The organism is Dysgonomonas sp. 521, assembly GCF_010501055.1.
Lineage (GTDB): Bacteria > Bacteroidota > Bacteroidia > Bacteroidales > Dysgonomonadaceae > Dysgonomonas.
In genome coordinates, this window is the sequence record NZ_QVMO01000021.1 from 58,246 (window position 1) to 71,222 (window position 12,977).

The 12,977-nt window shown below is 41.1% G+C and carries 11 protein-coding genes; 5 read left to right on the plus strand and 6 right to left on the minus strand.

Features of this window, described 5'->3' with window-relative positions; translation table 11 throughout:
- Window positions 1-89: 89 nt before the first annotated feature.
- From D0T84_RS08255 to D0T84_RS08275, 5 genes are all read left to right on the plus strand, one after another.
- A complete protein-coding gene (locus D0T84_RS08255; protein ID WP_163307408.1) occupies window positions 90-1,682 on the plus strand; it encodes a glycoside hydrolase family 43 protein in 1,593 nt (530 codons plus the stop codon).
- Between the two features lie 1,013 nt (window positions 1,683-2,695).
- Entirely contained in the window at window positions 2,696-3,967 is a 1,272-nt protein-coding gene (serS, locus tag D0T84_RS08260) for a serine--tRNA ligase (protein ID WP_163307409.1), read from the plus strand.
- A 97-nt stretch (window positions 3,968-4,064) separates the two neighbouring features.
- Window positions 4,065-4,586 carry an SPOR domain-containing protein gene (locus D0T84_RS08265; protein ID WP_163307410.1) on the plus strand — a complete coding sequence of 174 codons (522 nt, stop codon included), beginning with the start codon at window positions 4,065-4,067 and terminating at the stop codon, window positions 4,584-4,586.
- Between the two features lie 315 nt (window positions 4,587-4,901).
- A complete protein-coding gene (locus D0T84_RS08270; protein ID WP_255495265.1) occupies window positions 4,902-5,633 on the plus strand; it encodes an SPOR domain-containing protein in 732 nt (243 codons plus the stop codon).
- A 25-nt stretch (window positions 5,634-5,658) separates the two neighbouring features.
- Window positions 5,659-6,417 (plus strand): MBL fold metallo-hydrolase, encoded by a 759-nt coding sequence (locus D0T84_RS08275; protein WP_163307412.1) that lies wholly within the window; start codon window positions 5,659-5,661, stop codon window positions 6,415-6,417.
- Window positions 6,418-6,447: 30 nt separating this feature from the next.
- Here the strand turns inward: D0T84_RS08275 and D0T84_RS08280 are convergent, their stop codons facing one another.
- Genes D0T84_RS08280 through D0T84_RS08305 form a run of 6 tightly spaced genes read right to left on the minus strand, consistent with a single transcriptional unit; the run spans window position 6,448 to window position 12,196 of the window.
- Entirely contained in the window at window positions 6,448-7,014 is a 567-nt protein-coding gene (locus D0T84_RS08280; protein ID WP_163307413.1) for a rhomboid family intramembrane serine protease, read from the minus strand.
- A gap of 9 nt (window positions 7,015-7,023) precedes the next feature.
- Complete coding sequence (locus D0T84_RS08285) at window positions 7,024-7,974, minus strand: ABC transporter ATP-binding protein (RefSeq protein ID WP_163307414.1); 951 nt, start codon at window positions 7,972-7,974, stop codon at window positions 7,024-7,026.
- A gap of 9 nt (window positions 7,975-7,983) precedes the next feature.
- Window positions 7,984-8,847 carry an ABC transporter permease gene (locus tag D0T84_RS08290; RefSeq protein WP_163307415.1) on the minus strand — a complete coding sequence of 288 codons (864 nt, stop codon included), beginning with the start codon at window positions 8,845-8,847 and terminating at the stop codon, window positions 7,984-7,986.
- A gap of 18 nt (window positions 8,848-8,865) precedes the next feature.
- Window positions 8,866-10,398, minus strand: a complete 1,533-nt coding sequence (locus D0T84_RS08295; protein WP_163307416.1) for a phosphate ABC transporter substrate-binding/OmpA family protein — start codon at window positions 10,396-10,398, stop codon at window positions 8,866-8,868.
- Window positions 10,399-10,425: 27 nt separating this feature from the next.
- Entirely contained in the window at window positions 10,426-11,463 is a 1,038-nt protein-coding gene (locus D0T84_RS08300; RefSeq protein ID WP_163307417.1) for a PspA/IM30 family protein, read from the minus strand.
- A gap of 1 nt (window position 11,464) precedes the next feature.
- Window positions 11,465-12,196: a coiled-coil domain-containing protein 22 gene (locus tag D0T84_RS08305; RefSeq protein ID WP_163307418.1), complete on the minus strand. Its 732-nt coding sequence runs from the start codon at window positions 12,194-12,196 to the stop codon at window positions 11,465-11,467.
- Window positions 12,197-12,977 lie beyond the last annotated feature (781 nt).

Sequence of the window (12,977 nt, forward strand, 5' to 3'; positions counted from 1 at the left end):
GGGCAGAGCCTACAGCTCAGAATATAATTTTTTGTCATAAGCTGCCACTTTTTTAAAACAACTGACAATAAACATAAAACAAAATAAACATGAGAAACAATTTAAAAGCATTACTAGCCCTTTGCCTAATAACGTTATTTTCCTTTCAGGCATTTGCCCAAACAGGATACAGAAATCCTATTATTCCGGGATTTAACCCCGACCCGAGTATTTGCAGGGTTGGAGACGATTATTATTTAGTTACTTCCTCTTTCGAGTATTTTCCGGGGTTGCCAATCTACCATAGTAAAGACCTTGTAAACTGGGAACAGATAGGACACTGCCTTACACGGGACTCACAGCTTCCATTGCAAAAGGTGAATGCTTCGGGAGGCTTGTTTGCCCCTTCGTTACGCTACCATGAAGGAGTATTCTATGTCATTTGTACCAACGTATCGGCCGGAGGTAATTTCTACTGTACGGCAACCGACCCGGCAGGACCTTGGAGCGAACCTATCTGGGTAGCCATAGACAGTATCGACCCTGAAATTTTCTGGGACGAAGACGGTAAAACCTATTTTGTGACTCAAGGGAATGAAGGAATCCGTGTAACTGAGATAGATATTAAAACAGGAAAAGTATTAAGTCCAGAACATCTTGTTTGGGGTGGTATCGGAGGACGTTTCCCCGAAGCACCGCATATTTACAAAAAAGATGGCTTCTATTACCTTCTGCTGGGCGAAGGTGGCACGGAATATATGCACAGCGCTACAATAGGACGTAGTACCAGCCTCTTCGGGCCATACGAATCGTGTCCTCTTAATCCTATATTGACACACGCTAATCGCAGAGGACAAGCAAACCAGATACAGGGTGTTGGACATGCCGATCTGGTACAGGCTAAAGATGGTTCGTGGTGGATGGTCTTCCTCGGATTCAGGGTAACGCACCAGTGGGCATATTACCACGTACTGGGACGCGAAACATTCCTTGCTCCTGTAGACTGGCCGAAAGGCGGCTGGCCACAAGTGAACGGCAACGGCACTGTTTCTCTGAATATGGAAGTGCCTACTCTCCCTCTGCATCCATTCCCAAAAGCTCCTGTACGCACTGAATTCAACGAAGAAAAGCTTGGATTTGAGTGGCAATACCTACGCAATCCTATCCGGGAGAACTACTCCCTGACGGAAAGAAAAGGATGGATGAGAATCAGTGCGTCACCTTATACGCTGGATGAGGCCGAATCGGTATCTTCTATATTGAGAAGGCAAACACAGCATGATTTCACAGCTGCAACTCTTCTGGAGTTTGACTCTTTGTCCGAAAATGAAGAAGCAGGAATAACTTTGATACAGAATAATTCACATCATTATGATTTATTATTGAAAAAATCAGGAGGACAATATACTGTACAATTACGTGTAAAAGTGGGTTCACTTTCATACATTGCCGGAGAGAAGCAAGTAAATGGCAATAAGTTAAAGCTAAAGGTAGAAGGAAACCCGTCACAATACAGTTTTTACTGTGCCGAACCTGATAGTGACCAATATAGCGAACTGGGCAGGTTGGATACCCGCTACCTGAGCACAGAAGTAGCCGGAGGTTTCACTGGTGTTATGATAGGATTATACACATCTTCGAACGGGAAAGACAGTAAAGCGAAGGCGTATTTCGATTGGTTCGATTATAGTGTAAAAGAGTAAGTGTGACAACATATCGATATATTTGGTTAAAAGCCTTCATCTTAGAATGGAGGCTTTTGTCATATTAATATACAGTATCATAATCTGCCCCTACTGACATTATCAACTAATGTACCATCAATCATGCGAATCAAGGGTTGCTTTGGCTTGCAGTATACTATTATAAATCAATCTTCTGTTTTGCAGTCAGGGTTCTAAGTCCACGAAGTGGGCTAATATGGATAACCACGGGTAAAGCCCGTGGCAAAAGCAGGTAGAAATAGACCGTCTCCGTAGGAGGCGAATGACATTTGTTTTTGCTATTTGCCTCCTACGGAGACATATTCTTCTGTCAGTTCCTGCCACGGGTTTTACCCGTGGTTATCCACCTTCAGTCCCTTCGGGACAATAAGTTACTGTGCTTTTTAACCCTTGATTCGCATTAATCATTATCGCTTACTTAGTATATGTGCCGTTCTAAAAAACTGCATCTTTTAAATAAATATTTATCTCATAATATAGGTCTTTGACATGATCAGAACAACAAAAAAGTAACAACTGAAAAGGTATAAAAAGTTGTCACTTTTGTCACTTTTTCTTCATAAACTACTGAAAAATAACAGGATGCAGAAATAGCGAGTGTCACTTTTCAGATATAGAAAAAGCCTGTCGGATTTCGTTCCGGCAGGCTTAAAGTGGGGTTTTGATAATTGAAACTGCATTGTGTCCCGAAGGGACTGAAGATGGATAACCACGACCTTTACCCGTGGTTATCCATATTAGCCCACCTCGCGGACTTAGAGTTTCGAGCCTTGATCCGCGTTGTTTATATAATGCAGCGTTGCTTTTGTCACTTTTTATCTATAAACGATTAATATACAATAGCTATAAAATACAACAATGTCACTTTTTTGTTCTTATTCTGGACGTTCCAATACCATCTATTTACGAACGAAAAAGAAAAATGAAGACCCGAATGAGCAACAAACTTAAAATATTTATAACTTTGTAACTAAAATAAAAAAACGGATATAATGTTAACACTGAAAGCAATTAGTGAAAATCCTGAATTAGTCATAAAGAAATTAGCTAAAAAGCATTTCGACGGGAAGGAAATAATCGGGAAGGTGCTGGATATAGACCAGACCAGAAAAAAGACTCAAACCACCCTTGATGCCAGCCTTGCAGAATCGAATACGCTATCAAAACATATAGGCCAGTTGATGCAGCAAGGAAATAAGGCCGAAGCCGAAGCGGCGAAAAATAAGGTGGCTGAGATGAAAGGGCAGAACAAAATCCTTGAAGAAGCCCTGAAACAATCGGAAATGGAGTTGCACGAACTGCTTGTACAGATACCGAACTTGCCGGCTGACGAGGTTCCCGAAGGAAGAGCAGCAGAGGATAATGTAGTTGAAAAAACAGGGGGGACAGTGCCGGATTTAGGAGAAGACGCGCTTCCGCACTGGGAACTTGCTAAAAAATATGACCTGATAGACTTTGAACTGGGAGTAAAAATATCCGGCGCCGGATTCCCGGTCTACAAAGGTAAGGGAGCCCGTTTGCAACGCGCCTTGATAAACTTCTTTCTGGACAAGGCCAGAGAGGCTGGCTATCTGGAGATACAACCACCCTATGTGGTCAATGCTACCTCAGGATATGGCACAGGGAATTTACCCGATAAAGAAGGACAAATGTATCATGCCACAGTAGACGACTTGTACCTGATACCTACAGCCGAAATACCTGTAACGAATATTTACCGTGATGTTATCCTCGAAGAAAAGGAACTCCCGATAAAAAACACCGCATATTCTGCGTGTTTCCGCCGCGAAGCAGGTTCTTACGGAAAAGATGTCCGCGGACTAAACCGCCTGCATCAATTCGATAAAGTAGAAATCGTACGTATCGACAGGCCGGAACATTCTTACGAATCTCTGAAAGAGATGGTTGCGTATGTGCAGACATTAGTAGAACAGCTGGAACTGCCTTGGCGTATCCTTCGTCTTTGTGGCGGAGATATGAGTTTCACTTCAGCCCTGACCTTCGACTTCGAAGTCTTCTCTGCTGCCCAGAAACGTTGGCTGGAAGTAAGTTCTGTCTCTAATTTCGAAAGTTATCAGGCAAATCGTTTGAAATGCCGTTATCGCGATTCAGACAAGAAAATACAACTGACTCATACTCTGAATGGTAGCGCATTAGCATTACCGCGCATTGTAGCTGCAATACTAGAAAACAATCAGACAGCGGAAGGCATCCGTATACCAAAAGCATTGGTGCCTTATACCGGTTTTGAATTTATTAATTAAAGTGAAATTCAAACTATTTGACACAAAAGATCGTTATTATAAATAGTAATATATTATTTTTGCGTTAAATGCTGAATCTAACATAATAAAAAATGATATGAATAAAAAATTAATCGGAATCGGATTAGCTCTAGCATTTGTTATAGCGTTCGGATCATGTAAGCCTAAACAAAGTGCGTACAAATCGGTATACGAAGCTGCTAAAGAAAGAGAGATGGCAGAAAATACGACTTATTCAACTCCAGTTTCAATACCGGAAACAACTCCGACTTACACCAGTTCGGCGGAATCTGTAAGAAAGGAAAAAGTAACCCCTGTATACGAAAGCGATGCTAACGAATTAAAAGCCTATAGCGTTGTAATCGCGGCAATGGCTATGAAGCCCGGAGCAGAATCATTAAAGGAAAGATTTGGTAATGAAGGCTACAATGTCATTCTCGCTCGTAACGATCAGGGTATGTACCGTGTTATTATCGCCAGCTATGATTCTAGAGAACAGGCTGTAGCTAAGAAAAACGAGATATTAGGAAGATATCGTTCACTCGGAGATGCATCGACACTAAGAAGCAAATATGGTATCCCGTTCGATGACTGGTGGATATTGCAAAGAGAATACTAAAATACAAGAAAGGGGAATCTCAGGATTCTCCTTTTACTTTACCTGCCACATATAGGATGCAGTTCCACTATGTTTTTCAAATATAAGCAAAAACACCACTGGCACGCAGACAAATCATCCTTATTTTTAACACTCAGGATACCATATAGTCTTCTTTTTTTATATCTTTGTAGAGTACTTTAAAACAAATATACTTATAAAGGACATATGAAGATCGTATACACAACTTTACTACTTACTATTGTTATCATTGCGTCATCATGTAAATCCCATGACCAAGCTCTTGCTGATTTTTATCGTAATGCTAATAGTCAGATGAAGAAAGAAAACGTTCTGGTTCATTCAGATACGAAATGGAGCGACGGAATGCCGCAGGGAAGCGATGCAAGAGGGATTAACTATTCTGCAGAATCAGCTTATATGGCTCAGGTTAAATCCAAGTACGAGCATTATAAGGTAAATTATGATGATTCGGAATACGCTAACGGAGATGTTTATGTAGAAGCTGCAAAACGCAGGCAGGCAATGGTTGATCAGGCAAACAAGAATTGTCCTGATTGTCAGAAGAAAGCGAGTGCTGCTGCAACAACCGGTTCGCCAGCTTCGCCAACAACGCAACCGGCCAGTACGGCAGTCTCTGCATTTAATACGCCACAAGCACAGGATGCAACAGGAGGAAAAAAAACACCTGACTTTTTTGCTCACCTGCTTGACGCAGACAGAAAACTGATAAGGACAGAAGGTGTTTCTTATCTTAATGCTGATGATAAGGCTAAGCTCAGGAGATATAATGTTATTATTGCCGCCCTATCAAAATATGAAGGTGTTGAGCGACTACAAAAGGCGTTCAGGAATAAAGAAACATTATATGTAGTACGAAATGACATCGGTCTGTATTATGTTATCATCGGCAGCTATGATACCGAAGATCAGGCAGCAGAAAAAATAAGAGCAATAGAAAGTCAATACACCAGACAATATACTACTGCTCAGTTGCTAAAGACATATGGAATTCCATTGACGGATTTATGGATTCTGAGAAAGTAGTATAAACAAAAGATATTTGATTAGAATGAAAGTAAAGTTCTTGGGAACAGGAACATCAACAGGAGTCCCTGAGATTGGTTGCAAATGTGAGGTATGTACCTCAAACGATATAAAAGACAGACGCTTGCGGGCGTCTGTCTTATTGAATATAGATACTAAAAGGATCCTCATCGATTGTGGCCCTGATTTCAGGCAGCAAATTATGGATGAGGCATTCTCCCCGCTAGATGGCGTGTTGCTCACCCATGAGCATTACGACCATGTAGGAGGATTAGATGATCTGCGTCCTTTCTGCATGTTCAACGATGTGGATATATACGCCAATAGCATTACATTGAATGCCTTAAAGGTAAGGATGCCATATTCATTTAGAGACAACAAATATCCGGGAGTCCCTTCATTCAACCTGCATGAAGTAAATGCCGGCTCAACATTCGATATAGAAGGAATAGATATACAGCCGATCAGTGTAATGCATTATATGCTTCCTATACTGGGCTACCGCATCAATGACTTTGCTTACCTGACCGATGTGAAACATATACCGGAAGAGGAATACAATAAATTAAAGAATCTGGACACATTGGTTATCAGCGCTCTAAGACCAGAGGAGCACATATCACACCTCAACCTGCAAGAGGCCTTGGAAGAAGTACGTAAAATAGCGCCCAGAAGAACCTATTTCATACACATGTCTCATCGCATAGGGTTGCATAAGGAAGTACAGGCCGGATTGCCTGAGAATGTCTATTTATCCTATGATGGGCTGGAAATAGAGGTATAGTACAAGGGCTGTTAACTCCGGTTCTGTCTTTCAGATACGTTCCAGGCTTTTCCGGAAAGAATAAGCCCAGATAAGACCGGATATAGCCCCGGACAGATGCCCTTCCCACGATACGCCTCCATCGCCTGGAAAGATACCCCATACCAAACCTGAATATAACAAAAGGACAATAACAGATACGGCGATAAGCTTAAAGTTCTTACTGAATAGTCCCCCGAATATGAGAAAAGATGCCAGTCCATAAATAACAGAACTGGCTCCGATATGCCATGCCGAACGTCCGATAATCCATGTCAGCAGACCCGACGTAAACCAGATTAGCAAATAGATAACCACAGCCTTCTTCTTGTAGAAAAAGAAGGTCAGAGCCGTAAGGACGATAAACGGAACTGTATTGGCTATAAGATGCTGGAAATCGCCATGTATAAACGGTGACGTAACGATGCCTAACGCCCCGTCTAACGAACGGGGATAAACACCCAGCGATGCCAGATTTAAATGAAAGAGCCATTGGACAATGTGTATTATCCATAAGACCAAGGCTATAGATAAAGCATATTCCAGCGAATCTTTTATCCGTTTAACTGATTCTTTCATTTTACCGAGCTATTCTTCTCCGGCTATTTGAGTCATGATTCCATCGATATAATTCACATAATCATTCAGCTTTTCCGACTTTTTCAAAGACGTGTCGCGCACCAGTGGCAAATCGATGTCAACAACGGTATGCACCCTGCCCGGATTAGCAGCCATTATATAGATACGGTTACTTAATAGTACAGCCTCACTTATATCATGCGTTACAAATATGACAGTAGGGTCAAGATCCGCATTATTATATATATCGAGCAATATATGCTGCATACTCGACCTTGTAGCTATATCCAACGCACCAAAAGGCTCGTCCATCAACAATATTTGGGGAGAAGCGATCAGGCTGCGCGCAATAGCGACACGTTGAAGTTGACCTCCTGAAAGCAAAGGGTATTTTGCCCATTTCTGGCCGTGCCCTTCCAGGCCCACAGTCTTCAACATCTGATTGGCTTTCTCGTAACACTCATCTTTAGAAACCCCTCTCATTTTCAGGGGTAAGGCTATATTATCGAGGACAGACATCCACGGAAAAGACGAGTATTGCTGAAAGACCATAGGGATAGTATCTTTTTCCGTTTTCTCTTTTCCATATATCATTATCTTGCCACTTGTAGGCTGTTGCAGTCCCGATATGTACCGCAGTACTGTCGACTTTCCACAACCGGATTCGCCCAGAATAGATATAAACTGCCCATGCCCTGCAAAGTCTTTTATATCTATATTCAGATTTTCAAACAAGACAAAATCTGATTTCTTTCCGGGGTAAACCTGTCTGATATTCTGAAGGTTTATAACATCAACGTCTTCATAACGGCCGTCCTTTCTTGGTGTGAGTTCACCCTCAGACGTGGATGCGAACACCGATGCCGCTTCTACAACGGATTCCGTTTGGATTTTTTCCTTATGGGATTCCTCCTCCGGAGTATGATTAAATATATCGGATATTGAATTTCTATCTTCCATTTTCACTGATTATTTAGACGTTTCTGATTTAAAGAACAGGCTCTTCAATAAGCTTTCTTTATTATACTTGGATGGGAATAACAGAATATCCAGATATTTAAATAAACGGTCTTGTGTAAAGCCGATAAATATGATTAAGAACAACAACGCGAATACTTCGGGTGTCCTTGACTGACGCCCTAATGTATAAATCATCGCTCCTATTCCTCCTTCTTTATTCAACAGTTCGGCTACAATAATATATGTCCACGAAATAGCTGTTATCACACGTATATCTTCCGATATTTTCTCTGTCACGTAAGGGAAGTAAACATGGCGGAATTTTTGCCAGTTGGTTGCGCCCAGTGTCTGTATCGTCTGCAAATAGACATAATCCTTACTATTCGATGGATTTTGAAGTTCATTTATACGCTGAACAATGATTGGCAGCAAATAGATGAGGATACCAAAGGACAGGAAATATACTTTCATATCGAATCCGATACCGAACCATGCGATGAATATACCTGTAATAGCCGTTAACGGCAAAAAGCGTATGGCATCGATATACTGGCTGAACAAACTCTTCGCTATAGGAAACATCCCTATGATAAAACCGAGAGGCAAAGCCAATATAATAGCCGTAACGTAACCCAAGATGTTCAGTTGTACCGAATACCATGTATTTCCGGCTAAATCATAGTCTGTAAACAATTCGCCATAAGATTTAACTACTGCCAGCGGGTTCGGCAGTATTTTACTAGGAATAATATCTCCCGTAAGCGTCAGAAAATACCAGAGAGCCAGCAATATAACCAACCCGATTAACGCAATAACGGTGGAAGTGAGTTTATCTACACTTCCACCCATTTTAAATAATTCTTTTATATTCATGATCGGAATAAGCCTTTATCAATCTGTAACAAGTTGAAAATCTGTGGTTCTATAATTTACATCAGATCCTACTATGTTATTAGCCACTGCGTGTTTCGGGCCGTTGCCCACCACGATAAAACGGTTGCGGTCGAACTGATACTCTCTTACCAGATAGTCTACTACCGACTGGGCACGCTGTTTCGACAACGCAACATTCGAATTGTAGTTACCTGTATTGTCAGTATTACCTTCAACACGGATACGGGCTCCGCTAAATTGCTTGGCGATAGACACAAATTCCTGGTCGATCAACGACTTTGCATCATTTGAAAGAATGGACTGGTTAACACCGAAGTTTATCGTCAGCTTTTTATTTGAAATAGCTTCTTTATGCTCTACCTCAGCAGTCGCTTTAGTAAATGTAGCACCGGCTTCGGCTGCCTGATTACCTTTTACATTACCTGCCTGCTCCAGTGTTTCAACAATCTTAGGATAAGAAACACGTCTCCAAGGCATCGGTTTTTTAGTCAATCTCAACGATTCGTATACACGCGCCATCTTGCTGTAAAGGTCATCGCCTTTAACTCCGGTGTAGCTTGTATTCAATCCGTAGAAGTTCAGTTCATCTCCCAATGTTGCAAAACGGATATTCTTGACGCCTTCGATACAGAAAGCCTCATCTGTACCAAATCCTTTGGCAAAATATGTTGCAGCTTCTCTTACGGCTGCCGGATCATCGTTCATCTTAGCGTTTGCATAAAGTATAGCGCTTACTATCTTTGCTACATCCGCCTGATTTTTATCCAAAAATTCTTCTTTGGCAATCAGCCCGTCACAAATGATATTTGTCGCTTGTTTTGTACTTATCAGGACTTTAGCCCCCTTCACCGCTTCCACACAGTCAATATCATCCGGAGACCATGTTACACAGGCGTCTACCTGCATAGCTTTGAACATCTGTGCTGCTTCTATTCCGTTTTCTACCTTTACCAAAGTAATCTCATCCGGATTTATCTCATTTGTTTCCAGTGTATTTATCAACAGTGTATGTGCCGCTGTTCCTTCCGCTACAGCTACTTTTTTTCCTTTCAGGTCGGCAACTGTATTTATAAAGCGGTTTACTACAATAGCATCGGCTCCGCGAGACCAGTTCAGCAACATAAAATGGCGCACGTCCGTCATATCCCCGCTTTCGGACATCTCCGTAGGCAAGGCGTCGGCAGTACAATATATCATATCCACTTCTCCTTTTTTCAAACCGTTGCGTCCGGCTATGAAATCATCCTGTATCACAATATTGAGCATGACTCCGTATTCTTTTGCTATTACAGATTCTTCATTCGGTTTTAGCCCGCCATTAAGCCAGATAATAGGTGTAAATCCGGCATAGGTATTTACTCCAACTGTATATGTAGGCATTTTATTTCCGAATAAGCCTCCGCCTTTTTTCCCCGAGTCGGAGCTACCACTCATGATTCCGCTATCGCGTAAATAAATAATTCCACCTGCAATTACTGCTACGGCTAATATAGTTAAAGCGACTTTAACCCAAGGTCTTACACTACCCATATTCTTATATTATTTCAGTTATTATTTTTAATTGTCAAAATATTTTACATCGTCAGTCCCCTGCGACATTTTTTTACTCTCTATACTCTTATATTCATTCCGAGCCAGATAAACGGTCTTATTATTATCGTTTATCTTCACATTGCTCTCAAATGTTTTGAAGATACCTTCGATGCCCAATTCATTGTACTTATCTATCAGTTCACTCCCCTTGAAGGATGCCACTTCGTTATCTGCTTCGAATTGGTCTATCAGGCCTCCGGTACTGCTGATAACCCGTTCCATTTCGCCAAGTTTCATTTCAATATCAGTACGCATGGCTTCCAATGCTTCGTTAAACAAAGCCAGTTCGTCCGGATCGCCTTCCATAACAGACATTACCGATTTGAAAAGTTTATGCTGACTTTTTGCCATTTCGTACTCTTCTTTCTGCATATTTACCTCGTTTCGGGTATCCAGAACGGTCAACTTGGCCATTTGGCTCAGTTTGTCCAACGATTCGTACCAACGTTTCGAATCGTTGAGGAGCCCTAGCAACTTATTGATATATTTTTCCAAACGTGCAATCTGCCGTTCATCTATTACGGCCGCATCCCGGTTGCCTTTAGCACGGTAAACCTGTGCACGCTGAAGTAATTTTTCCATCTCTTCTTTCTTCGCATCTATAGAGCCTTCAAGTTTTCGTATCTGGCCTAACAGGCGCCCCATGCTTTGGTTCATCTTTATGATTGAATTCTCCATCATTCCCAGACGGCGCTCAATGATCGCAATAGGATCCAGATTAACGAACAGAGATGTAATCTTACGCATCAGGATGAAATATCCGACACTTAAAACACGCCTGAACTTTTTATCGAAAAGTAAAAATATGATCAGACCTATGATTAACAGCAAAATACCAAAGTATAACGTATTTTCGGCAAGCGTAATCAGATACGGTAATATTCTATATAAAAAAATAAGGAATCCGACACCCAGCCCAGCTAAGATGACGACACCCAACTTCCCTCCGGGCTGCTCCCATAATTTCTTTTTTGGAGCCTGATTTCCGTCTAATTGTAGCATTTTAGTTTGTTTTAATTATCGTTTCTATTTTCACTTTGTCTCCCTTAAGCTGATTGACAATTTTATCAACCGTAGCGTTAAAGTTGGCTTCGCGTAAAGCATAGTCATTTTTCTTCTCTACGATTTCTGCGTTGGCTTCTGTCACAAAAGTTGTCAGCTTTTGTATTTCCGCTTTCATTTTTTCTATGTTGCCAATCGCCTTATTTATATCTACTTCTTTCTTTTCTATATTTTGCTTCCGCAGATTATTCAACTCATCCAGTCCTTTTTTCCGTTCCTGCTCCATTAAATCGACATACTGATTGATGGTTTGGCTAAGGCTTTCCACCGTTAGTGAAGGAAAAGTCGCTTTCAGTGTCAGATATGCCGTATTGAAACGGAGTGCCTCGTCCGGCTGAATATTTTTCAATGAATCTACCGACTTTTTAAACTTGACATAATCAATACCATCGGCCATTTGCTTTCCCAGCACATCGTTACATAACTTGTCCTGCAATTGTTGATCGGCCTTTCCTATTATTTGCGAAGGATCTAAAGGCTGGGTAATGGCTATCTCGGACAAAACGGTCGTTGCCGACATATTAGACACATGAGAACCTGGCAACGGAGGTGGCGTTGACGAAGCTTGTTTACGTACATTTGAAGTTTTTTCAGGCTGCTTGACAGGCTCCTCTCTTTTTTCGGAACCTTCATCTACAAATATTAATTTTTTCAGCCAATTTGATTTACTCATTCGTTGAAATAATAGTCAATTTCGGGTAATAATAAAAAAGTATAAAGACATTTTATACGACCATCATCATTCCAACATAACCTTTCTCTGTATAGTTTTGTAAGCTTTGTTACAGTATATATGTTTTCAGTATGACAGATGAATAAACATGACCCAAATATCCAAATCTAAAATTATATTCGCAGTCATGGTAGCAAAAATAATAAATATAATGTAATAATCTTAACCATATGAAATATTTTATCACGTTAAGCTTTGGAAAATCTGAATGGATAACGATTTAACTTAATTTTCCAATATCGATAGTTCCTTTTTGTATTGGGTAGTAATCCGGATATGTCGTGGGGCACATCGGATGAATCGGTCGCACCATCCCTGTCAAAGCCTAAAGCAACACTGCATTATATAAACAACGCGGATCAAGGCTCGAAACTCTAAGCCCACGAAGTGGGCTAATATGGATAACCACGGGTAAAACCCGTGGCAAAAAGCAGATAGGAGAGACCGTCTCCGTAGGAGGCGAATGGGATTAATTTTGCTATTTGCCTCCTACAGAGGCCTGTTTTTCGGCCTGTCCCAGGAGGGTGTGTCAAAAGTAAAACATCTCTATCAAATTGCTACTCTCTTTGTCATTCTGAGTGCAACGAAGAATCTCGACCTACTAGATACGAGATGTTTCACTCCGTTACCAATGACGTCATTTAAATTATATCCGTTTTGACAATCATAAAATTGTGTTTTTTAGCTAGTTTACCCATAAGTCTTATTTCGTTAGCATTGA